Annotated in this window: 21 protein-coding genes; 14 read left to right on the top strand and 7 right to left on the bottom strand. The window is 72.8% G+C overall.

The window, feature by feature from the left end; genetic code table 11:
• Positions 1-3 precede the first annotated feature (3 nt).
• Genes G3A44_RS21545 through G3A44_RS21535 form a run of 3 tightly spaced genes read left to right on the top strand, consistent with a single transcriptional unit; the run spans position 4 to position 2489 of the window.
• Positions 4-357 carry a Rieske (2Fe-2S) protein gene (locus G3A44_RS21545; RefSeq protein ID WP_163459814.1) on the top strand — a complete coding sequence of 118 codons (354 nt, stop codon included), beginning with the start codon at positions 4-6 and terminating at the stop codon, positions 355-357.
• A gap of 50 nt (positions 358-407) precedes the next feature.
• A complete protein-coding gene (locus G3A44_RS21540; protein WP_163459813.1) occupies positions 408-1538 on the top strand; it encodes an FAD-dependent oxidoreductase in 1131 nt (376 codons plus the stop codon).
• A 57-nt stretch (positions 1539-1595) separates the two neighbouring features.
• Entirely contained in the window at positions 1596-2489 is an 894-nt protein-coding gene (locus tag G3A44_RS21535; RefSeq protein WP_163459812.1) for an AraC family transcriptional regulator, read from the top strand.
• Here the strand turns inward: G3A44_RS21535 and G3A44_RS21530 are convergent.
• On the bottom strand, positions 2475-2882 hold the full coding sequence (locus G3A44_RS21530; protein WP_163459811.1) for a DUF2834 domain-containing protein: 408 nt from the start codon (positions 2880-2882) through the stop codon (positions 2475-2477). The genes G3A44_RS21535 and G3A44_RS21530 overlap by 15 nt on opposite strands.
• A 73-nt stretch (positions 2883-2955) precedes the next feature.
• Positions 2956-3435 carry an Lrp/AsnC family transcriptional regulator gene (locus G3A44_RS21525; protein ID WP_163459810.1) on the bottom strand — a complete coding sequence of 160 codons (480 nt, stop codon included), beginning with the start codon at positions 3433-3435 and terminating at the stop codon, positions 2956-2958.
• A 125-nt stretch (positions 3436-3560) separates the two neighbouring features.
• Here G3A44_RS21525 and G3A44_RS21520 point away from each other — a divergent pair, with 125 nt between their 5' ends.
• Complete coding sequence (locus tag G3A44_RS21520) at positions 3561-4592, top strand: histone deacetylase family protein (protein WP_163459809.1); 1032 nt, start codon at positions 3561-3563, stop codon at positions 4590-4592.
• 8 nt (positions 4593-4600) lie between these two features.
• Here G3A44_RS21520 and G3A44_RS21515 read toward each other — a convergent pair whose 3' ends face one another.
• Positions 4601-5503, bottom strand: coding sequence for a LysR family transcriptional regulator (locus G3A44_RS21515; protein WP_163459808.1), 903 nt, complete (start codon positions 5501-5503; stop codon positions 4601-4603).
• Between the two features lie 120 nt (positions 5504-5623).
• Here G3A44_RS21515 and G3A44_RS21510 point away from each other — a divergent pair, with 120 nt between their 5' ends.
• Positions 5624-6145 carry an SRPBCC family protein gene (locus G3A44_RS21510; RefSeq protein WP_163459807.1) on the top strand — a complete coding sequence of 174 codons (522 nt, stop codon included), beginning with the start codon at positions 5624-5626 and terminating at the stop codon, positions 6143-6145.
• A 33-nt stretch (positions 6146-6178) separates the two neighbouring features.
• Complete coding sequence (locus G3A44_RS21505; protein ID WP_163459806.1) at positions 6179-7405, top strand: 6-phosphofructokinase; 1227 nt, start codon at positions 6179-6181, stop codon at positions 7403-7405.
• Positions 7406-7434: 29 nt separating this feature from the next.
• On the opposite strand, the gene G3A44_RS21500 is transcribed toward G3A44_RS21505, so the two are convergent.
• Entirely contained in the window at positions 7435-8772 is a 1338-nt protein-coding gene (locus G3A44_RS21500; RefSeq protein ID WP_163459805.1) for a hypothetical protein, read from the bottom strand.
• Between the two features lie 80 nt (positions 8773-8852).
• Here G3A44_RS21500 and G3A44_RS21495 point away from each other — a divergent pair, with 80 nt between their 5' ends.
• Entirely contained in the window at positions 8853-9533 is a 681-nt protein-coding gene (locus tag G3A44_RS21495; protein ID WP_163459804.1) for a chorismate--pyruvate lyase family protein, read from the top strand.
• 30 nt (positions 9534-9563) lie between these two features.
• Here the strand turns inward: G3A44_RS21495 and G3A44_RS21490 are convergent, their stop codons facing one another.
• Together G3A44_RS21490 and G3A44_RS21485 are read right to left on the bottom strand one after the other, a co-directional pair.
• A complete protein-coding gene (locus G3A44_RS21490) occupies positions 9564-10265 on the bottom strand; it encodes a hypothetical protein (protein WP_163459803.1) in 702 nt (233 codons plus the stop codon).
• A 12-nt stretch (positions 10266-10277) separates the two neighbouring features.
• On the bottom strand, positions 10278-10760 hold the full coding sequence (locus G3A44_RS21485) for a MarR family winged helix-turn-helix transcriptional regulator (protein ID WP_163459802.1): 483 nt from the start codon (positions 10758-10760) through the stop codon (positions 10278-10280).
• Between the two features lie 123 nt (positions 10761-10883).
• Between G3A44_RS21485 and G3A44_RS21480 the strand changes: the two genes are divergently transcribed.
• Positions 10884-11768 carry a siderophore-interacting protein gene (locus tag G3A44_RS21480; protein ID WP_163459801.1) on the top strand — a complete coding sequence of 295 codons (885 nt, stop codon included), beginning with the start codon at positions 10884-10886 and terminating at the stop codon, positions 11766-11768.
• 7 nt (positions 11769-11775) lie between these two features.
• A complete protein-coding gene (locus G3A44_RS21475; RefSeq protein WP_163459800.1) occupies positions 11776-13017 on the top strand; it encodes a multidrug effflux MFS transporter in 1242 nt (413 codons plus the stop codon).
• Between the two features lie 13 nt (positions 13018-13030).
• On the opposite strand, the gene G3A44_RS21470 is transcribed toward G3A44_RS21475, so the two are convergent.
• The gene (locus G3A44_RS21470; RefSeq protein ID WP_203561519.1) at positions 13031-13600 is read right to left on the bottom strand and encodes a metal-independent carbonic anhydrase family protein; all 570 of its coding nucleotides are present in this window, start codon (positions 13598-13600) and stop codon (positions 13031-13033) included.
• Between the two features lie 187 nt (positions 13601-13787).
• On the opposite strand from G3A44_RS21470, the gene G3A44_RS21465 reads away from it, so the two are divergent.
• The 5 genes from G3A44_RS21465 to G3A44_RS21445 all read left to right on the top strand — a co-directional run.
• The gene (locus G3A44_RS21465; protein WP_163459799.1) at positions 13788-15449 is read left to right on the top strand and encodes a sensor histidine kinase; all 1662 of its coding nucleotides are present in this window, start codon (positions 13788-13790) and stop codon (positions 15447-15449) included.
• Positions 15446-16165 carry a response regulator transcription factor gene (locus G3A44_RS21460; RefSeq protein WP_163459798.1) on the top strand — a complete coding sequence of 240 codons (720 nt, stop codon included), beginning with the start codon at positions 15446-15448 and terminating at the stop codon, positions 16163-16165. The genes G3A44_RS21465 and G3A44_RS21460 overlap by 4 nt, the downstream gene beginning before the upstream one ends.
• Before the next feature lie 177 nt (positions 16166-16342).
• Positions 16343-18673, top strand: coding sequence for a putative bifunctional diguanylate cyclase/phosphodiesterase (locus tag G3A44_RS21455; RefSeq protein WP_163459797.1), 2331 nt, complete (start codon positions 16343-16345; stop codon positions 18671-18673).
• Between the two features lie 98 nt (positions 18674-18771).
• Positions 18772-20931 carry a tetratricopeptide repeat protein gene (locus G3A44_RS21450; RefSeq protein ID WP_163459796.1) on the top strand — a complete coding sequence of 720 codons (2160 nt, stop codon included), beginning with the start codon at positions 18772-18774 and terminating at the stop codon, positions 20929-20931.
• Positions 20932-20994: 63 nt separating this feature from the next.
• Positions 20995-21178 (top strand): hypothetical protein (locus G3A44_RS21445; protein WP_163459795.1); only part of this gene is annotated, 184 nt, incomplete at its 3' end.

The raw sequence follows: 21178 nt of genomic DNA, 5'->3' as shown, positions 1-21178 counted from the left end.
ACCATGGTCACGCCGCTGCCGCCCGCCGGCACCCCGCTGTGCCGAGCCGACGAGGTGCGCTCCGGCCAGGCGCGCGGCTGCCTGCCCGATGAGGACGGGCAGGACCGCGTGTTCATCGTGCGCCACGGCGAGGTGCTGCACGCCTGGCGCAACGCCTGCCCGCACATCCCCGGCGCCCCCATGGCCTGGAAGCGCCATGCCTACCTGAGCCCCGAGGGCACCCAGGTGATGTGCCACGCCCACGGCGCCCGCTTCGAGCCCGACACCGGCCTGTGCGTGCACGGCCCCTGCCTGGGTCGCCACCTGCTCCCCGTGCCCCTGCGGCAAGAGGCCGACGGCTGGCTGCGACTGGCCTGAACCCCTGCCCCACCACCACCACAACCCCTGAGACAAACGAAAGGACCGCCATGAGCGCCATTCAAACCGCCCTGATCGTCGGCGGAGGCTTCTCCGGCATGGCTGCGGCCATCACCCTGCAGCGGGCCGGCATCGCCGTGGACCTGCTGGAGCAGGACGCCTCCTGGTGCCCGCTGGGCGCCGGCATCACCATTGGTGGCGCCACGCTGCGGGCGCTGGAGACGCTGGGCGTCTACCCGCAAATCGCCGCCGAGGGCGCCCCCACCTCAGGTCTGGACATGTACACCCAGCAAGGCCATCACGTGGCCACGCTGCGCACCCCGCCGGTGGTGGGCTCCAGCGTGGCCGACACCGGCGGCATCATGCGCCCGGTGATGGCCCGCATCCTGGCCGACGCCACCCGCGCCGCCGGCGTCAACGTCACCCTGGGCCAAACCTGGACCGACCTGGAGCAGTCCGGCGACCAGGTGCATGTGCAGTTCAGCGACGGCCAGCGCCGCAGCTACGACCTGGTGGTGGGCGCCGACGGCGTGCACTCCAAGCTGCGTGAGCGCCTGATGCCCGAGGTGCCGCCGCTGCAGTACATCGGCCAGGGCGTGTGGCGCGCCGTGGCCCGCCGGCCTGCAGGCCTGGAGCGTGGCGCCATGTGGTTTGGCCAGCACATCAAGTGCGGCGTCAACCCGGTCTCGGCCACGCAGATGTACGTCTACATCACCGAAGACCGGCCCACCAAGGAACACATCGACCCGGCCACCTGGCCCGCCGTGGTCAAGGGCCTGCTGGCGCCTTTTGCCCATCCGATCATCCAGGACCTGATCCCGCAGATGGACCTGCCGGAGGCCGCCATCGACTACCGCCCCCTGGCCAACCTGCTGGTGCCCGCGCCGTGGAACCGCGGCCGTGTGGTGCTGATTGGCGACACCGTGGCCGCCACCACGCCGCACCTGGCCTCAGGCGCCGGCATTGGCATTGAGAGCGGCATCGTGCTGGGCGAAGAGCTGGCCCGCCACGACGACCTGCAGGCCGCGCTGGACGCCTTCCACGCCCGCCGCTTCGAGCGCTGCCGCATGGTGGTCAAGAACTCCGAGCGCCTGTGCAAGATCGAGATCGAAGGCGGCGACAAGGCCGAGCACGCGCAGATCATGCGCGACAGCCTGATGGCGCTGGTGCAGCCGATCTGATCGGCTGACCAGAGGGTGGAACTGGCGGCCGTGGCCTCGCTGCGGCACCATGCCGTCATGTTCCGCAGCCTGCCGCCGCCGCCCGATCTGGTTCACGCCGTGGAGGCTGGCGTGCGGGTGGACCTGCCGCCGGACACGCCCGGACAGGGCCATGCCGGGCACACGCTGTTTCCGGCACTGCCGCACGCCATGCTCACGGTGACTTGGCCGGTGGCCGTGCCGCAGACCCCGCCAGCGCCCGTGGTGCTGTTCCACACCCTCAGCACCCGCCCCACGCGGCACGATCACCCAGACGGCCTGCAGGCCGTGGGCCTGCTGGTGCGGCCGGCGGCGGCGGCCTGCCTATTGGGCGCCGGCCCCGGCGTGCTGACCGACGCCGTGCTGCCCTGGGTGGCCGTGGCCGGCCCGGCAGAAGCCGCCACACTGGCCGAGGCGCTGTGCCGCGCCCATTCCACTGCCCAACGCCTGGCCGCCCTGACGGCCAGCCTGCGCCGCTCCCTGGCCCGCGCCGCCCCACCCCAGCGCTGGCAAACGGTCGCCCGGCTGTGCCGCGGCGTGGGCCGGCATGGCCTGGCCGCCACCACCGCGCTGGGCCTGGGCCCGCGCCAACTGCAACGCCACTGCCAGGCCTACCTGGGGGTGAGCCCCAAGGCCTTTGAACGCCTGGTGCGCCTGCACGGCGCGCTCAGCCAGGCGCTGACCCAGGCCGCCACCCCCGGCGCCGGCCCCTTGCGCGGCGCCGCCCTGGCCCAAGACGCCGGCTACGCCGACCAATCCCACCTGGGCCGCGACCTGCGCCAACTGGCCGGTGGCTCGTTGGGGCAACTGCTCGCCCAGGCGCAGCCGGAGGCGGCGCATTGGCCGCTGGCGTGGCGGGCACGGCATGCTGCGCCCGGTGGGGCGCACGGCCTTGCGACCGGCCGTCCGACCGTCCTGTCAGACGGCGGTTGAGGCCCGCCCGCGCCACAGCCCATAGCCTGGCAAGGCCACCGCCAAGCCCACGGCAAAGCACACCAGCACCGCCCACCAGCGGCGGGGGCCGGCGGTGCGGTCGGCCGCCACCAGCACGGCAAAGCCCAGGCCACTGAGGTAGGCGTCCAAGGTGAAGCCCAGGGTCAAGCCGTTGGCCGAGACCGCCGCCGCAAACGGCCCCGGTGCCAGGCTGCCGCCCTGGGCCAGGTACACGGCGTACTGCCAGCCCGGCAGCACCGCCCCCAGCCCCAGGACGAGCCACAACGCCGCGCGCCAGACGGGGTGTTGCAGGCGTTGGAGGGGGCGGGAGGACTGCGCGTGCAGCGCAGGTGCCCCCCGCGGGTCGGAAGGAGACGACGTGGTGGTGTTCATGCCCGCCAGCCTAGGCAGGCGCCCGGCGGCGGGCTAGAACAAACACGACAAGGAGCCGAGAGCGCCCCTCCCCTCACACCGGCAGCCGGCTGGTGGCCTTGATTTCCCGCAGCGAGAGCGTGCTCTGGATGGTGGACAGGCCGGGCTGCTTGCGCAGCACCTGTTCAATGAACTGCCCGTAGGCGTCCAGGTCAGCGGCCAGCACGGTGAGCAGGTAGTCGGCGTCACCCGTCACCTTGTGGCAGGCCAGCACCTGGGGCCAGGCCTGCAGGGCGCGCTCAAAACGGTCGGGCGCGTCGGTGGCATGGTCGGCAAAACGCAGCTGCACATAGGCCAGCACACCATGGCCCAGCTTGCGGCGGTCCAGGCTGGCTTGGTAGCCGCGGATGTAGCCCAGCGCTTCCAGGCGCTTGCGGCGCCGCCAGCAGGGCGTCACGCTCAGGGCCAGGCGCTCGCCCAGCTCCGCGTTGGAGAGGGTGGCGTCTTCCTGCAACAGGCGCAGCAGCGCACGGTCGGTGGCGTCCAGGCCGTCTTGAGAACAGTTTTCGCTCATGCAGGCATGTTAGACGCACTGCTTTTGCGCCATGGTCGCCAGATGGCGGCAAACAAGGCGAAGCTTTTGCCTGGCACCGGCGGCAGCATGGCGGCAGGTCTTTTGTCCTTTTGCCCTGCCTGCCCATGCTCACCCTCCACAGCCCGCGCCACGCCCTGCACCACGGCACCGAACTCAAGGACGGCACGATCAAGCCCTCGTTTGAGCACCCGCAGCGGGCCGACACCATCCTGGCCCAGGTGCGCGCGGCCGGTCTGGGCGAGCTGCGCACCGAGCAGCCCCATGACCGCGCCGCCCTGGTGGCCGCGCACAGCGAGCGCTATGTGCAGTTTCTGGAAACCGCCTGGGCGCGCTGGACGGCCACCGGCCGCCAGCACGACGCCCTGCCCCTGGTGTGGCCGGTGCGTGAAGGCGGGCAAGCGCCCGAACCCGAGCACATTGACGGCCAACTGGGCTTCTACGCGATGGATGCCGGGGCCCCCATCAATGGCGGCACCTGGCCGGCGGTGCAGGCCAGCGCCCATGTGGCCTTGACGGCGCTGGACGCCGTGGCCAGCGGCGAGCAGCGCGCCGCCTTTGCGCTGTGTCGCCCGCCGGGCCACCACGCGGGCCCGGAATACGCTGGCGGCTATTGCTACCTGAACAACGCCGCCATCGCCGCGCAGCATGCCCGCACCCTGGGCGTGGGCCGGGTGGCGGTGCTGGATGTGGACTTTCACCACGGCAATGGCACGCAGGCCATCTTCTACCGCCGGCCCGATGTGTTCTTTGCCTCGCTGCACGGCGACCCCTTGCGCAGCTACCCGTACTTCTGGGGCCATGCCGACGAGACCGGTGCGGGTGAGGGCCTGGGCGCCAACGCCAACTACCCGCTGCCGCACGGCACCGATTGGGCCGCGTACAGCCCGGTGTTGACACAGGCGCTGGCGCGCATCCGCGCCCACGGGGCGGAGCTGCTGGTGGTGTCACTGGGCGTGGACACCTTTGAGCATGACCCCATCAGCCATTTCCGCCTGCGCACGGCAGACTACCTGCGGCTGGGCCAGCAGATCGCCAGCGCCGGCCTGCCCACGGTGTTCGTGATGGAAGGCGGCTACCTGGTGGACGACATCGGGCGCAACGTGGTGAACGTGTTGCGCGGGTTTGAGGACGCTTGAGACCGCATTCAGTAGGACTGGCACACGCCCCATAGCAGCTCGCGGGCCCAACGCTGGCCAGCGTCGCGGTGGCTGCGTTCGTGCCACACCGCGATCTTGGTGAAGCCGGGCACGGCCACCGGCGGCACGCAGGTGCTCAAGCCGGGCTCTTGGCTCACCAGACGCGCCGGGGCCACGGCAAGGAGGTCTGTGCGGCGCAGCAGCTCGGGCAGCATCAAAAAGCTGCCCACGGAGGCCACCACGCGGCGTTGGTGGCCCAGGGCGGCCAGTGCGCGGTCGGTGGCGCCTTCAAATGGCGAGCCGCCATAGGACACCAGGGCGTGGTCCTGCGCACAGAAGGCTTCCAGCGTGCACGGGCCGTCGGCCAGGGCCGGGTGGCCAGTGCGGGCCACGCAGACATAGTGCTCGTCAAACAGGTGGCGGGCGTGCAGCTCGGGCGGCGCAGCCTGCGGCGTGCTCAGCGCCAGGTCAATCTCGCCACGCTCCAGCTGGCCGACCACGCGGCCATCGTCCACCGGCTGCACCGCCAAGCGCACGCCGGGCGCCTGGGCGCGCAAAGCGGCCAGCCAGGGCAGCACCACGGCGCGCAGCGCGTAGTCGGTGGCGGCCACGTTCAGGGTCAGGCGGGCGTGGGCCGGGTCGAACTGCAGGGGCTGCAGCAAGGCTGCCACCCCCAGCAGCACCTGGCGCACAGCGGGGGCCAGGGCCTCGGCCCGGGCGGTGGGCACCACCCCGCGTGAGGCGCGTACAAACAGCGGGTCCTCAAAGGCATCGCGCAGGCGCACCAGCATGCCGCTGACGGCAGGCTGGGTCAGCGCCAGGCGGGCGGCGGCGCGGGTGACGCTGCGCTCGTCCATCAGCGCGTCAAAGGCCTTGAGCAGGTTGAGGTCCAAGGTTCTGATATCAGCCATGCTGATGATTTTTATACAGAACCATGATTGGATTTATGGGCAACCACGCTCCACCATGTCGTCTCCAGGGCACCACGGCCTGCCGGCCCCGCCCCTTGTCTGACGATGGAGAACACCCCCATGCCACCACACGCCATCCATTGGCCCACAGGCTTTGTCCCGGGCTTCACCGACAACTTCTGCTCCAACGAGGTCATCGTGGCCGGCCTCAGCGCCGCCGAGGTCTGGCCGCTGCTGGTCACCCCCGCGCTGTGGCCCACGTATTACGCCAACTCAGCCCACCCCCGATTTCACGACGGGCGTGGACCACAGCTGGCCGACGGTGACCGCTTCTACTTTGAGACCTTCGGCTTTCCGGTGGAAGCACAGTGCACGGAATACGTGGCCCCCTCGGCGGGCCAACCCGGCCGTGTGGCCTGGCACGGCTGGGCCGGTGAGCCCGGCGCCGCCGACCGCCTGGACGTGCACCACGCCTGGCTGGTGGAAGACCTGGACGGCGGCCGCGTGCGCATCCTGACCCAGGAAACCCAGAAGGGCGCCCCGGCGCTGGAACTGGCCCGCGCCAGGCCCAACCCCATGATCAACGGCCACCAGGACTGGCTGGAGGGCCTGGTGGCCAAGGCACGCCGGGCTCTGGACTAGGATGGGTCTTCCAACCTCACAAGGAGCAGCGCGATGACAGGTGGCAAGGTGCTGGTGGCCCAGGGCGGCGGCCCCACGGCCGTGATCAACCAATCCCTGGTGGGCGTGGTGCTGGAGGCGCGGCGCCAGCGCGGCGTGGAGCTGGTGTACGGCGCGCGCCACGGCGTGCGCGGCATCCTCAACGAGGACTTTGTGGACCTGACGCAGGAGACCAGCCACAACCTGGAGCTGGTGGCCGGCACGCCCAGCTCGGCCCTGGGCTCCACCCGCGACAAGCCCGACGTGGCCTACTGCCAGGAGATCTTCAAGGTGCTGCAGGCCCACGGCATCAGCCACTTTTTCTACATCGGCGGCAACGACTCGTCGGACACGGTGCGCATCGTCAGCGAGCAGGCGCGCGCCGCCGGCTACCCGCTGCGCTGCGTGCACATCCCCAAGACCATCGACAACGACCTGGTGGGCAATGACCATACGCCAGGATTTCCCAGCGCAGCGCGTTTTGTGGCCCAGGCCTTCAGCGGCGCCAACCTCGACAACGCCGCCCTGCCGGGCGTGTACGTGGGCGTGGTCATGGGCCGGCATGCCGGCTTCCTCACGGCCGCCTCGGCCTTGGGCAAGAAATTTGCCGACGACGGCCCGCACCTGATCTACCTGCCCGAGCGCACCTTTGAGCTGCCCAAGTTCCTGGCCGATGTGAAGGCCATGTACACCCGCCACGGCCGCTGCGTCATCGCGGTGAGCGAGGGCATCCACGACGCCAGCGGCCAGCCCATTGCCGCGCAGCTGGCCAAGGACCTGGAGCACGACGCCCACGGCAATGTGCAGCTCTCGGGCAGCGGCGCGCTGGCCGACCTGCTGTGCGAGGAGATCAAGGGCCAGCTGGGCATCAAGCGCGTGCGCGGCGACACCTTCGGCTACCTGCAGCGCAGCTTCATCGGCTGCGTGAGCGACGTGGACGCGCGCGAGGCGCGAGAGGTGGGCGAGAAGGCAGTGCAGTTCGCCTTTCAGGGCGGGGCCGCGGGAGGCCGCGACGGCTCGGTGGCCATCCAGCGCACCGGCACCTATTCGGTGGACTACGCGCTGCTGCCGCTGGAGGCCGTGGCCGGCAAGACCCGCACCATGGAAGACGCCTTCATCAGCCCCTGCGGCACCGACGTGACCGACGCCTTCCGCCTGTACCTGCGACCGCTGCTGGGCTCGGGCATGCCCGACGCCTTCCGCCTGCGGCCCAACGCGGTGGCCAAGGTGCTGCGGCCCTGAAGGGGCGCCCGGCTGAACGGCACGGGGTCTCAGACCGGCAGCACGGCCACCGGCGCAAACCCGCCGCCTGGGGTGCGGAAATTGGTGGTCTGACCGGCATACAGGCGGGCAGCCAGCAGTTGCACCTGCCCCTGGTAGGCATAGGCGCGCAGGTCGAACTTCAGGGCTGAGCCGTCCGGCGCCTGCCCCACCACCCGCTGGGCTGGCGGCACCAGGGCCTGGGCCACATAGTCGCCGCTGGCGCAGATCTCTTCCCACACCCGGCGGGTGAGCTTGTCGCCGCGGTAGGCGCCTTTGGCGGCATAGCCGCTGCGGGGCTTGAAGAACCACTGCCGGCGCTGGGCCCACAGGGCCGCTTGCACCGCCGGCACCACGGCCACCGTCTGCGGCACCACCGCCTGCAGGGTGGCCAGGTCCTCGGCGCTGGCGCCCCAGGCGGCCAGGCGGTCGGCCTGACCCAAGGTGATGAGGTGGCGCTTGTCGGCCTGCAGGGCGTGGGCGCGCGGGTTGGGGGTGAGCACCACCGCACCGGCCTCGTAGGCCTGGCGCAGGGCGGTGTGCGCCGGCTCGTCCAGGCTGAAGTCGGTCAGGCGGTTGTAGACCAGGTCCACCCCCACCGGGCCCTGCGGCGTTTCCGCCCACAGGCGGCCTTCGTGCCAGCGCAGGGCGGTGGGGTCCAGCACCCACGCCTGCAGACCGGCGCGGGCCAGGGCGCCGCGAGCCAGCTCAAACTCTGGTGCCAGGTATTGCGCCTGCGGCGCATCGTCCACCACGGCCACGGTGCGCCAGGGCACCGGGCCACGCTGGCGCGTCCATTCCGCCCGCAGGCTGTCCACCAACACAGCCTCCAGCCTGGGCAGCGGCAGCGCGCCGCTGTCGGGCGTCGGGCTTGTGCACCACGCGCCGCAGCAGGCCGCGGTGGCCCGCGCCAGCGGGGCGTTGAGCCAGGCGCCACCGGCGTTGGTGTTGACTTCGATGAGCCGCGGCCCCTGCGGGGTGAGGTGAAAGTCGTAGCCCATGAATGCGCCCGTGGGGCCCCAGTCGCGCTGGGCCAGCGCGGGCGCGGCAGCCAGCGCCTGCTCCACAAACCCCGGCAAGGCCATGACCCGGTGCAGCGCCGCCACCGCCTGGTGCACCTGGGCCTGCATGGCCGGGCCGATGAAGACGACCGTGTCGGCGAACAGGTGCGGGTGGCTGACCGCCAGCCGCTCGCCCAGGCCGGCCAGCGCGGGGTCGGCCTCCAGCTCCCGGGCCAGGCGCTGCGCATCCAGGGTGCGGCAATGGCACGCTTGGTTGAGCGCGGTGGCCAGGTCAACGGACCCAGCATCATCAGGCGGGACGGGTGTGTGGCAGGTGTCTGATTCCATATTTCAATAATATTGGAAACATATGATTATTACCAGACCGAACACGGGCCCCGGCGCTGCAGGCATCATCGCGCCCCGCGATGCGCTTGACCACCATGCCCCAGACCCCGCCAGATCTTCAACCCATGCTGCCGCCGGGCACGCCGCCAGACCGCCCAAGCGATGGCGCTGACGATGGCTCGACGCGTGGCCTGCACGACACCCCACCGCTGCGCCGCCAGCGCCTGCTGGACGGCTGGCCCGCCGCCTGGCTGCCCCTGGTGCGCCAGCAGGCGCAGTTGCACCTGGCGCAGGACGGCTCGGCCACGCGGCTGTGTGAAACGGTGGCGGGTGGCCCGGTCACGCTCACCGTGCACGGGCAGGCGGTGGTGGAGGGAGCGGCGGCCCAGGACCTGCCGGCCAGTGTGCGCCAGGCGCTGCCCGGCTCGGCCTTCCTGCAGCGGCGGGTCAGCCTGTCCCACCGCGGCGTGGTGATGATGGACAACCTGTCCTGGATCGCCCTGGCCACCGTGCCTGACGACGTGGCCCAAGACCTGCTGGCCGGCCGCACGCCCATCGGTCACCTGCTGGCGCGCCTGTGGATCCGCCGCCAGCCCCTGCCGCTGGACCCGGCCGTGAGCGCCCTGCTGTGGGCCAGCACCGGCCTGCCCGACGAGGCCGCCACCCGCAGCTACGTGATCCACACCCCCGACGGGCCGGTGATGCACATCACCGAGTGCTTCCGCCGCGGCGTGCTGGACGCTGGCGAGCCGCGGGACTGAGGCCGGGCCGCACTGCGGCCGCGGCGCCGCTCAGGCCACCCAGAACGTGGCCCCGGCCCAGGCCAGCAACAGCACCACCGCCAGCACAAACAGGCCCAGCGTCCCCTGTGGCCGCAGCGGCCCCAGCTGCTGCAGCGCCACCGCGGCCAGGTTGCGCTTGTGGCGGTTCAGGGCCAACCACTGGCCCAGCCCTTTGAGCGCCGCAAACAGCCCGGTACCCGTGGCCAGCGACAGCAGCAGCACCCTGAACGCCGCAAAGGGATCGACCTCTCCGAGCGAGATCTTCTTGTAGACCAGGCCCACCGCGGCCATGGCCAGGGCACCCGCCACCGAAATGGCTACGTTGGCGTACAGGGTGCGGCGGCTGCGCACCGCAGCGTCCTCCAGCTCCTGGCGCAGCTGTTCGACCTTCTCGGTCATGAAGGACGAAGCCTCGGCCTTGGCCTGGGCCAGGCGCGCGTCCAGCGTGTGGGCCAGGCGGTCGCTGGCGTAGTCGATGAGAAAGACCAGGTCTTCGCGGGTGAGCTGCCGCTGGTTGTGCACCTCCTCAGACAGCACCTGGATGGTGGTCTCGAGGCGGTCTCCCGCCTGGCCCACCACCTTGTTCATCTCCTGGCCGGCCTGGCGGATGGCCCGGTCCACCAGGGGGCCCAGCTTCTCGTCCACCGCCCGGTCCAGGGTCTCGCGCACCTGCTGCAGCTCGGGGGACCAATCGGTCTTGATCAGGGCCATGGCCGCGCCCCCTCAGCCCTGCAGCTTGGCCAGGAGCGCGGCCAGCTGGGTCTGCTCCGGCGCCGTGAGCCGGCCCAGCAGCTGCCGCGCCTCGGCATCGCGCACCGCACGCATGCGGGCATGCACCGCCTCGCCCTCAGGCGTGAGGTGCAGGCGCTGCACCCGGCGGTCCTGGGCATCGGGCGCGCGGCGCAGCCAGCCGCGGTCTTCCAGCGCCTGCACCAGGCGGGCCACCTGGGCCTTGTCGCGGCCGCTGTCACGCACCAGCTCGGCCGCCGCGCAGCCCGGCCGGTGGGCAATGTGCAGCAGGGCCTTCAGCTCCGAGGGGTTGCCCTCCACGCCGGCCTCGGCCATCAGGCGGTGCAACTGGCCGCGAAAGCGGAACATCAGCCGGTTGAGCTGGTCCAGCGCCTGGCCAGCGGGCGTGGCGCTGTCGGCCGCACCGGGGCAGCAGGCAGGAGCCGGCGCATCGCCGGCGGGGGAAGAGGTGTTCATGTCTGGGCTCGCATTGTCCGTGTCCAAGTCCCTGTGGCGCCCTGGGGTTATGCCGGCAAAAAGTTGACTCGGTCAACCTATTGTCGGACGATAGGTTGACTTAATCAACCAAAGACCTGAAGCATGAATGACCATGCCCTGCGGCCGGCGTCGGCCGCCCCCACCTTCCAACCCCCTCAGGCCGCCACCCTCCCGCCTGCCGACGTACCGGTGCCCCAGCGCGTACGCCACGCCCTGGAGCGCCGGCCCGTTACCGTGGCGGCCATTGAAGACGTGAGCCCTCACCTTCGTCGCATCCGTCTGCAGGGCGAAGCCGTCAAGACCTTGGTGAGCCTGGGCTTTGACGACCACGTCAAGCTGCTGCTGCCCCCGCCGGGCGAGCGCACCGTGCCCCTGCCCCCGCTGGGCCCAGGCGGCCGCCCTGACCCGTCCTACACCGGCCCGCGCCCCGTGATGCGCGACTACACCCCGCTGGCGGTGGACACCGCCGCCGGCACCCTGGACCTGATGTTCGCCCTGCACGGCGAGGGGCCCGCCTCGCGCTGGGCCGCCCAGGCCCAGCGGGGCGACGCCGCCGTCATCGGCGGCCCCCGCGGCTCGGCCGTGTGGCCGGTGGACCTGGCCTGGCAGTGGCTGGTGGGCGACGAGTCGGCCCTGCCGGCCATCAGCCGCCGCCTGCAGGAACTGCCCGAAAGCGTGGCGGTGACGGTGGTGCTGGACCTGGCCCACCCCGAGGCCGCGCTGCCGGCCCTGGCCCTGGGCCCGGGCCGGCAGCTGGTGGTGGTGCCCCGACCGGCGCCGCACACAAGCCACCCGCTGCTGCAGGCCCTGGCCGCCCTGCCCCGCCCGCAGGGCCGCGGCCTGGCCTGGGTCGCCGCTGAACGGCAAGTGGCACGCGATGTGCGCGGCCTGCTGCTGGATACCCTCGGTCTGCACCGGGGCCAGGTGCGCGCCGCCGCCTACTGGACCCACGGGCAGGCTGACTTTCACGAAAACCTTGAGGACTGATTTCCGCATGCGCACCACCCTCTTGGCCCCGGGCGCCCACGAAGCGCCCCGTGGCCTGACCCCGGGCCTGCTGGTCCTGCTGGGCAGCCTGATCGGCTTTGCCCCGCTGGCCATCGACATGTACCTGCCCGCCTTTCCCACCATGGCGCAGGACCTGCACGCGCCGGAGTCGGCCGTGCAGGGCACGCTGGCGGCCTATCTGGCAGGCATGGCCGCCGGCCAGATCGCCTATGGCCAGCTGGCCGACCGCTGGGGCCGGCGCCTGCCGCTGATGTTGGGCCTGGCGCTGTTCCTGCTGGCCTCACTGGGCTGCGCGCAGGCCGCCAGCGTGGGCGAGCTGACCGCCTGGCGCCTGCTGCAGGCCCTGGGCGGCTGCGCCGGCGTGGTGATGCCGCTGACCATCGTGGCCGACCGGGTGCAGGGCGAGGCCGAGATGGCCCGCGCCATGTCACGGCTGATGGCCGTCATCGGCCTGGCGCCGGTGGCCGCGCCCAGCCTGGGCACGGCGGTGCTGGGCCTGACGAGCTGGCGCGGCATCTTCGTGCTGTTGGCGGTGCTGGCCGCCGCCGCCCTGGTGGCGGTGTGGCGCGGTCTGGACGACCACCGGCCCGTCCACCATGCCCCCGCCGGCACGCCACGGCCCGGGCCGCTGCAGGCCTGGGGCACGCTGCTGCGCGACCGCCGCTTTGCGCTGGCGGTGCTGGTGGGGCCGCTGGCCAGCGCCGGCATGTTCGCCTACATCGGCGCCAGCGCCTTTGTGCTGATCGGCCAGCACGGGCTGAGCACGGGCCAGTTCAGCGCGGTCTTTGCCGCCAACGCGCTGGTGCTGACCCTGGCCTCGCAGGTCAACGCCCAGCTGGTGCGCCGCTGGCGGCCCACGCAGGTGCTGGCCGCGGCGCTGCCGGCGGTCACGCTCGTGGGCCTGGGCCTGGTGGGCCTGGGGTGGTGGGCGCCACAGGCGCTGTGGCCGCTGTTGCTGGGCCTGGGCCTGTTCATGGCCGGCCTGGGCCTGGTCAGCGCCAACGGCTCAGCGCTGGCGCTCTCCGGCCACGCGCCGCAGCACCGGGGCCTGGCCTCGGGCCTGATGGGCACACTGCAGTTCGCCCTGGGCGCGGCAGTGGGCGCGGCGCTGGAAGCCGGGGGTCATGTGGACGCCTCGGTCATGGCCCTGGCCATGACCGGCTGTGCCGCCGCGGCCTGGGCCGCAGCGCTGGCGCGCCAGCGCCTGGCCCCGCCGGCGACGGCCTGACCGCCGGTCAGGCTCAGCTGCCCGCAAACTCCAGCGAGGAGTGGTGCAGCACGATGCGCAGGCGGCCGGCATCGTCCTTCATGAACTGCCAGGTCTTGTCCACGGTGGTGACTTTGCCGTCCTTGCCGGTGATGTGGACCTTGCCCATCGTGGTGGCGGTCTGGCCGGCGATGAGCACGCCGGCGTTGACCGCACGGCACTGGGTCCAGCCCTTCAGGGCAAAGCCGGTGTCCTTGGGGAAGGCGGCGTCGCCCCCGACAAAGTAGGCCAGCGCGCCGGCCCGGGTGGTGCGGAAGGTCTGCGGGTTGACGGTGAGCGTGGGCTTGAACAGCACCGCGCCGTACTGGTAGCCATAGGCACTGTCGATCACCTTCTCGGCCAGGGCCTTGGCGGCGGCCTGGCCGCCTTGGGCGTGGGCGGTGCTGATGTCCACCAGCGCCTGGCACCAGGCCTGCTGGGCGGCCACCACCTCGGCCTCGGTGACGGCGCGCTGCACCACCACCGCCGGCGCGGCGGTCTGGGCCTGGGCGGCGGACAGCAGGCCCAGGGCCAGGGCGGACATTCCAAGGGTCTTGAGCATCATTCGGGTTCTCCGGGGTCGGTCAGGATGAGGGCGGGGCCGGCGTCCACCAGGGCGCCGGGCCGCTGACGCCATTGCATCCCCCGGCCTTGAACCCTGCCTGAGCGCCACATGAGCGGGCCCTGACGGCCAGATGAACAGAAGATGACAGACCGGCGTGGACAGGCCGGGCTGGGGACAATCGCGGCCCATGTTCAGACGCCGCCTCACCCTGGTCCTGGTCCTGATCGCCACCGTCGTGGTGGCCACCGCCCTGCTGGCGGCCGCCTCGCTGGCGGTCACCGAACGCCAGGTGGTGCGCGGCCGGGTGGCCAGCGACATCGCGGCCGCCTTCATCCAGCTCTCGGCCCAGAAGCAGCGCCTGCGCACCTGGGTGGCCCAGCGGCAGCAGGGCGCCAGCGCCAACGAGGCCGCCCGGGCCGAACTGCAGGCGGCCATGCAGGGCACCCTGCTGCGCCTGCAGGCCCTGGCGCAGCAGGCGGTGGAACTGGACGGCGGCGCCGAGGCCCGCGAGGAACACCTGCGCCGGCGCGAAACCCTGGACCTGCTGCAGGACAGCGTCGCCGCCCTGGTGCGCGCGGTCAACGACGCGGGCCCCCTGCCCGCCGGCGCCGACCCCCTGCAGGCCTGGGAGGCCCAGTCCCGCCTCTTTGACATGGCCGGCGGGCGCGACGTGCGCCTGCTGATCGCCGAGAACATTGCCCGCGAGACCGCCGCCGTGCAGCGTGAGCGCGCCGCCGCCGACGCGGTGATGGCCTGGGTGCGCTGGCTGTGGCTGGGCGCGGCCATGGTGCTGGCGGCCACGGCGCTGGGGGCGGTCCTGTACTTTGGCCGGGCGCTGCGCCATCCCTTGCAGCAGCTCAGCGAAGGCGCCCACGCCCTGCAGGACGGCCGGCTGGACCACCGCATTCCGCTGCAGGGCGACGACGAGTTTGCCGAGGTGGCGCGCAGCGTGAACGCGCTGGCCGCCGAGCTGGAGGCCCACCGGGCCCGCGAGTCGGCCCAACGCCAGCACCTGGAGGATCAGGTGGCCGCCCGCACCCGCGAGCTGGCCGACGCCCTGGCCTCGCTGCGCCAGGCCGATGCCCAGCGCCGCCGGCTGTTCGCCGACATCAGCCACGAGCTGCGCACCCCCACCACGGTGATCCGGGGCGAGGCCGAGATCACGCTGCGCGGGGTGGACAAGCCGGCGGCCGAATACCGCCAGGCCCTCACCCGCATCGTCGACACCGCCCGCCAGCTGGGCTCGGTCATCGACGACCTGCTGGCCATGGCCCGCAGCGACATCGACTCGCTCTCGCTGAGCCGCGAGCCGGTGGACCTGGACGAACTGGCCGCCGAGGCGCTGGCCCAGGCCGCGCCGCTGGCCAGCCGCCACGGCGTGCGCCTGGCCCCGGCGCCGCCACGCACCGGCAGCCATGTGGTGGACGGCGATCCGCTGCGCCTGCGGCAACTGCTGGGCGTGCTGCTGGACAACGCCACCCGCTACAGCCGTCCCGGCGGCGAGGTGACGCTGCGGCTGGCGACCAAAGCCTCGCACGAGCCGGCCCCGACCGTGTCGCCGCCGGCGCCCGGCGCAGCGCCGCCCACCTGGCTGGAGGTACGGGTGCAGGACCAAGGCATCGGCATCGCCCCGCATGAGCTGGCCCAGGTGTTTGACCGCCATTTCCGCGGCGCGCAGGCCCGGCGCCACTGTCCCGACGGCAGCGGCCTGGGGCTGAGCATCGCCCGCACCTTGGCGCAGGCGCATGGCGGCCAGTTGCACCTGGAAAGTAATGACCTGGGCACCTGCGCGGTGCTGCGCCTGCCACTGGCCATCGCGCCGGCCCGCACCGCCGGAGGCCCCGCGTGAACCTGCTCATCATCGAGGACGACGCCCGCATCGCCGACTTCCTGCAACGCGGCCTGCGCGCCGAAGGCCACCGGGTGGAGCTGGCCGCCACCGGCGAGACCGGCCTGGCGGCCGCGCGCGCGGCCGCCCGCCAGGCCCGCGAGGACGCCGACCCGACGCTGCGCACGGTGCTCGTCCTGGACCTGATGCTGCCCGGCATCGGCGGGCTGGAGATCTGCCAGACCCTGCGCGCCGAGGGCGTGAACCTGCCCATCCTGATGCTCTCGGCCCTGGGCGCGGTGGAAGACCGCGTGGCCGGCCTGCGCCTGGGGGCGGACGACTACCTGCCCAAGCCCTTCGACTTTGAGGAGCTGCTGGCGCGGCTGGAATCCCTGGCCCGCCGGGGTCGGGACTGGCAGCGGGGCACACCCCGCCGCCTGCAGGTGGACGACCTGGTCTTCGACCGCGAGCGCATGCAGGCCCGCCGCGGTGAGCGGCCGCTGGCCCTGACCGCCCGCGAACTCGCCCTGCTGGAGCTGATGATGAGCGCCCCGGGGCGTCTTTTCAGCCGCGAGCGCATCCTGGCCAACGTGTGGGGCGCCAGCGAGGACCCGCTGACCAATGTGGTGGACGTCTACATCCGCCGCCTGCGCGCCAAGATCGACGAGGACGGCCTGCCCCCACTCATCCACACCGTGCGCGGCCTGGGCTACCGGCTCGAACGCCTGCAGGGCTGAACGGCCGGGCTGCTGCCGGGCATCGGCGTGCCGCGGCCACGGGCAGGTAGCCGGAAGCGGCCGGTCATCCCCCGGCACTTCCGCCCCTTGCTGCCCGCCCATGTGGGTTGCAATGCAGCGGGATCCCGCCGTGGGCCCCGTCGCACCTGAAGTTCCAGCGCCCCGCCGTCCCTTGCCGTGATCCCCAAGCTCCCGCCCTCTCCCAGCCTCAGCGCCCTCAAGGTCACGCTGGCCTTCCTGATCTTTGGCGCCGCCTCGGTGCTGCTGTCGGACCATGCCGTGGACCTGCTGGGCCTGAGCGTGGTCGAGACCTCGCTGCTGCAGACAGGCAAGGGCCTGCTCTTCGTCACCCTCAGCGCCTTGCTGGTGGGTCTGCTGGCGCGCCGCACCGCGCTGCAGCACCAGGCCCTGGCCGCCCATGCCCAGCTGCAGCACGAGCGGCTGCAGCGCCTGGTGGACGTATCGCCCGCCGTGCTCTACGCCCTGCGCCTTCGGGCCGACGGCGGCTTTGACACCGACTTCATCAGCCCCCAACTGCTGGACATGCTGGGCTTCTCACCCGAGAGCACGCCGCCTGACGCGGCCTGGTGGCTGCAGCGCGTGCACCCCGAAGACCTGCCCCGGGTGATGGCCGCCCACCGCGGCACGCTGCTGCGCGAGGGCTGCCTGCAACACGAATACCGGCTGCGCCATGCCGAGGACGGCTACCGCTGGACCCTGGACCAGAGCGTGCTGGTGCGCGACGTCGACGGCCAGCCGGCAGGCGTCATCGGCTCTTGGCTGGACATCACGGGCCGCAAACAGGCCGAGGAGCACGCCCGGCTGATCGCCCGCGTCTTTGAGGACAGCCACCAGGCCATCTGCATCACCGATGCCGACACCCGGATCGTCACTGTCAACCGGGCCTTCACCGAGGTGACTGGCTACACCCTGGACGAGCTGGCCGGCCGGCCGCCGTCACTGCTGAAATCCGGCCGCCAGGACGCGGCCTTCTACGCCGCGATGTGGCGCCAGCTGCGCCGGCAGGGCCGCTGGGAGGGCGAGCTGTGGAACCGCCGCAAGAACGGCGAGGTCTACCCCGAATGGCTCACCCTCAGCGCCATCCATGACGCCCAGGGCCAGGTGCGCCAGTACCTGGGTGTGTTCACCGACACCACCAGCCGCAAGGCCGCCGAAGCCCACATCGAACGCCTGGCCTACTACGACGCGCTGACCGCCCTGCCCAACCGCAGCCTGCTGGCCGACCGCGCCCGCGTGGCCCTGGCCACCGCCCAGCGGCAGCACGGCCAGGTGCTGCTGATGCACCTGAACCTGGACGACTTTGCCGCCATCAACGGCAGCCTGGGCCTGGCGGCCGGCGACGCCGTGCTGCGCGAGGCGGCCACCCGGCTGGGCCGGCACCTGCGGCCCGAGGACACCCTGTGCCGCCAGGGGGCCGACGACTTCCTGCTGCTGCTGCCCCACACCCGGGCCAGCGACGCCATGTCCATCGGCCTGCGGCTCATGCAGGCCCTGGCCGCGCCGCTGGAGGTGCAGGGCCAGCCCGTCACCCTGGCCGCCAGCATCGGCGTGGCCGAATTCCCCACCGACGGCGAGGACCTGGCCCAGCTCAGCCAGGCGGCCGACAGCGCGGTGCACCAGGCCAAGCGGGCCGGCGGGCGCACGGTGCGCTTCTTCTCACGCGAGCTGCAGGAGCGCTCCCGCGAGACCCTGGCCCTGTTGCAGGACCTGCGCCAGGCCGTGGCCCGCCAGGAGCTGGTGCTGCACTACCAGCCGCAGGTGGACGCGGCCACCGCCCGGCTGCACGGCCTGGAGGCCCTGCTGCGCTGGCGCCATCCCGTGCGCGGCCTGGTGCCGCCGGGCGAGTTCATCACCCTGGCCGAGCAGAGCGGCCTGATCCGTGAGATCGGCACCTGGGTGCTGGGCGAGGCCCTGCGCCAGACCGCCGCCTGGCGGGCCGCCGGTCTGGCGGTGGTGCCGGTGGCCGTCAACCTCTCGGCGGTGCAGTTCCGCGACCCGGGCCTGCGCGACCAGCTCATCGGCCTGCTGCGCGACCACGGTCTGCCCGGCCACCTGCTGGAGCTGGAACTGACCGAGACGGTGGCCATGGAGGACAGCAAGCACACCATCGCCACCCTGGCCAGCCTCAAGCAGCTGGGCGTTCGCCTGTCCATCGACGACTTCGGCACCGGCTACTCCTCGCTGGGCTACCTCAAGCGCTTCGCGGTGGACACGCTCAAGGTGGACCAGTCCTTTGTGCGGGGCCTCAACTACGACCGCCAGGACGAAGCCATCGTGGCCAACATCATCGCCCTGGCCCACAGCCTGGGCCTGGCCACGCTGGCCGAGGGCGTAGAGACCGCCGGGCAGCGCGAGTTTCTGCGGCAGCACGGCTGCGACCAGCTGCAGGGCTGGCTGTTTGCCAAGGCCTGCCCGGCCGAGGAGGTCGAGGCCTGGCTGCGCCAGCCCGACACCGCCCTGGGCCCGCAGATCCAGCTGGTGGCCTGAACACCACAGGCCTGAGGGCCTGAGCGGCCCCGGGGCTCCCCTGGCCGGTGGCCACACGGCTGGTCAGCGGCCGCGCGACGCGGCTAACGTCGCCGCCCATGAGCTACGTCATCAGCATCTGGAAGCAACCCGAAGACCTGCCCTGGCCCGGCAGCCTCAAGGAAGCGGTGGAGCAACTGCGCCTGCTGTTCAAGCGCCCGGGCCCGCCAGACGCCGCCTGCCAGCGCCTGCTGGAACGCCTGGCCCGGCGCTACCCCGACTTCGCCGAGGACGACGAGGAAGGAGAAGGCCCTTGGCTCGAAGGCCTGCAGGACGTGCTGCCCAGCGACGTGCCCGTCTTCAACTTTGGCCTGATGAGCGGCGACCACCTGGACGCGGCCCAGGCCTGCGTGGTGAGCGAAGCCGTCGCGCTGGGCCTGAACGTGTTCGACGACCAGGCCGGCGAACTGCACCTGGGCCACGGCGTGAGCCTGGGCCTGGACGACCGCGCCGCCTGCGTCACCGCGCTGGACGCCCTGGCCCTGCGCGACCACGCCCTGGCCGCCAGCCGCCTGCAGCCCGCCCTGCGCCAGGGCAACCGCATGGCCCGCGAACTGCTGGCCGACCTGTACCTGCGGGGCCAGGGCGTGCGCCAGGACCAGGCAGCGGCCGCCGCCCTGGGCCTGTCGGCCCTGGCCTGGAAGACCGGCGAGGACAGGCGCCTGCGCCCGGCTGACGAGGCCAGCCAGGCCAAGGTGCGGCAATGGCGCCAGGCCGTGGGCGAGGCCAGTTTTGCCCTGGCCAGCGCTTGGATGGCGCGGCTGCTGCCCCCACCCGCGGGACAGGCGGCCCGCCACGACCCGGCCGACGTGCTGGCCCAGGCCGCCGCCGACCTGGACCAGCGCCTGCAGGCCCTGGAGCAGCGCATCCGCCAGACCCCCGGGCTCGCCCCCTGGGACGACATGCATGCCCTGGCCCAGCGCGGGCATCCCACCGCGCAGTACCTGGCCTCCCTCATGCTGACCGAGGGGCGGGGCGTGGCCGCCGACCCGGCCCAGGCGCTGCAGTGGCTGCGCCGGGCTGCCCGTGCCGGTCACCCCCTGGGCCTCTACAACCTGGCCTGGCACCACGAGCAGGGACAGGACCTGCCCCAGGACCTGCAGGCCGCCCGCCGCCTGTACGGCCTGTCCGCACGCGCCGGCTGCGCACCCGCCCTGGCCGCGCTGCGCAATCTGGAGCAGCGCCTGGCTGACGCGCCGGTCGACCCCGGCGGCCTGCGCCAGGCGGCCGAGGCCGGCGACGCCGCGGCCCAGCTGCGCCTGGGCGAAGCCCTGCTGGACGGCGCCCCAGGCCTGCCCCGCGACCCGGCGCTGGGTCATGACTGGGTGCTGCGCGCTGCCCGCCAGGGCTTGGCCGAAGCCCAGCACATCATGGGCAGCCTGTGCCTGAAGGGCGAGGGCCGGCCGGCCGACCTGCAGGGCGCCGTGTACTGGTGGGGCCTGGCCGCCGCGCAAGGTCATGCCGACGCCCTGTGCAACATGGGCCTGGCCCACTACCGCGGTGAGGGCACGGCGGTCAACCGTCCGCAGGCTCGGCAGTGCTTTTTGCGGGCCGCCCAGGGCGGCAACGCCGCGGCGCTGCACAACCTGGGCATCCTGGCTCGGCAAGGTCACCTGGGCGGTCCGCCCGATCCTGTGCTGGGCGGCGCCCTGCAACTGGCCGCCGGCCAGCGGGGCCACCGGGGCCCGGCCCCCCCGCTGCCCCCCGAAAGCCTGCAGGAAGCCCAGCGGCTTGCCGCCGACCTGGCACCAGACACGGACGTGGTGGCCTGGCTGGAACGCCGCCTGGGCCGTGCGCCCGGCGGCGCCGGCGCGACAGGGCCGGGCCCGGCGGCCGCCCCGGCACCAGCGGCCAGCGCGCCACGGTCCCGGGTCCCCGCAGGCTCGGCGGACGGGAACGCCCCTGACCCGACCGATCCTGACCCGGCCGCGCGCCCCGCCGCCAAGGGCCGCGACGGCCTGACCCGCGCACTGCTGGCCCTGGGCTGCTTCGGTCTGCTGGGCCTGCTGCTGCTGCAACCGCCCACCTGGGCCTTCCGCGTGGGCGCAGTGGGTGTCACCGTGGCCGCCGCCCTGGGCGGCTGGCGCGTGGCCAGCCACCGCGGCCGCGCCGCACAGCTGTTGTGTGCCGTCGTCTGCGCCCTGCCTGGCCTGGGCCTGCTGATCTGCGCCATGGCGCTGCTGCGCACCCTGCGCCCGGGCGGCGACGACCCGGCATGAGGGGCTGAGGGGCGCGGGGTCCGCGCGCTACAGTGGCGCCGTCCAGCCCGCCGGAGTCCCGCCATGCCCCATTCCGCCGCACACCGCCCGCCGCGCCCCTCCACCGGCGGACGCGGCACGAACGCCGCCCTGTTCGCCCTGCTGGGCGCCGCCTGGAGCGCCCAGGCCCAGACCCTGCCGCCCCCCGCCGAACGCGGCAACCTGCCACGGGCCGGCGCCCTGGCGGCCGACCTGTTGCCCGGCCGGG

The sequence above is a fragment of the Ideonella livida genome (assembly GCF_010499455.1).
Lineage (GTDB): Bacteria > Pseudomonadota > Gammaproteobacteria > Burkholderiales > Burkholderiaceae_C > Ideonella > Ideonella livida.
This window is presented reverse-complemented; position numbering and strand designations above follow the sequence as displayed.

What these genes read in the sequence shown, in the direction of transcription:
- G3A44_RS21545 (WP_163459814.1), top strand. Translation starts at nt 4, where the DNA reads ATGGTCACGCCGCTGCCGCCCGCCGGCACCCCGCTGTGCCGAGCCGAC.
- G3A44_RS21540 (WP_163459813.1), top strand. Translation starts at nt 408, where the DNA reads ATGAGCGCCATTCAAACCGCCCTGATCGTCGGCGGAGGCTTCTCCGGC.
- G3A44_RS21535 (WP_163459812.1), top strand. Translation starts at nt 1,596, where the DNA reads ATGTTCCGCAGCCTGCCGCCGCCGCCCGATCTGGTTCACGCCGTGGAG.
- G3A44_RS21530 (WP_163459811.1), bottom strand. Translation starts at nt 2,882, where the DNA reads ATGAACACCACCACGTCGTCTCCTTCCGACCCGCGGGGGGCACCTGCG.
- G3A44_RS21525 (WP_163459810.1), bottom strand. Translation starts at nt 3,435, where the DNA reads ATGAGCGAAAACTGTTCTCAAGACGGCCTGGACGCCACCGACCGTGCG.
- G3A44_RS21520 (WP_163459809.1), top strand. Translation starts at nt 3,561, where the DNA reads ATGCTCACCCTCCACAGCCCGCGCCACGCCCTGCACCACGGCACCGAA.
- G3A44_RS21515 (WP_163459808.1), bottom strand. Translation starts at nt 5,503, where the DNA reads ATGGCTGATATCAGAACCTTGGACCTCAACCTGCTCAAGGCCTTTGAC.
- G3A44_RS21510 (WP_163459807.1), top strand. Translation starts at nt 5,624, where the DNA reads ATGCCACCACACGCCATCCATTGGCCCACAGGCTTTGTCCCGGGCTTC.
- G3A44_RS21505 (WP_163459806.1), top strand. Translation starts at nt 6,179, where the DNA reads ATGACAGGTGGCAAGGTGCTGGTGGCCCAGGGCGGCGGCCCCACGGCC.
- G3A44_RS21500 (WP_163459805.1), bottom strand. Translation starts at nt 8,772, where the DNA reads ATGGAATCAGACACCTGCCACACACCCGTCCCGCCTGATGATGCTGGG.
- G3A44_RS21495 (WP_163459804.1), top strand. Translation starts at nt 8,853, where the DNA reads ATGCGCTTGACCACCATGCCCCAGACCCCGCCAGATCTTCAACCCATG.
- G3A44_RS21490 (WP_163459803.1), bottom strand. Translation starts at nt 10,265, where the DNA reads ATGGCCCTGATCAAGACCGATTGGTCCCCCGAGCTGCAGCAGGTGCGC.
- G3A44_RS21485 (WP_163459802.1), bottom strand. Translation starts at nt 10,760, where the DNA reads ATGAACACCTCTTCCCCCGCCGGCGATGCGCCGGCTCCTGCCTGCTGC.
- G3A44_RS21480 (WP_163459801.1), top strand. Translation starts at nt 10,884, where the DNA reads ATGAATGACCATGCCCTGCGGCCGGCGTCGGCCGCCCCCACCTTCCAA.
- G3A44_RS21475 (WP_163459800.1), top strand. Translation starts at nt 11,776, where the DNA reads ATGCGCACCACCCTCTTGGCCCCGGGCGCCCACGAAGCGCCCCGTGGC.
- G3A44_RS21470 (WP_203561519.1), bottom strand. Translation starts at nt 13,600, where the DNA reads ATGATGCTCAAGACCCTTGGAATGTCCGCCCTGGCCCTGGGCCTGCTG.
- G3A44_RS21465 (WP_163459799.1), top strand. Translation starts at nt 13,788, where the DNA reads ATGTTCAGACGCCGCCTCACCCTGGTCCTGGTCCTGATCGCCACCGTC.
- G3A44_RS21450 (WP_163459796.1), top strand. Translation starts at nt 18,772, where the DNA reads ATGAGCTACGTCATCAGCATCTGGAAGCAACCCGAAGACCTGCCCTGG.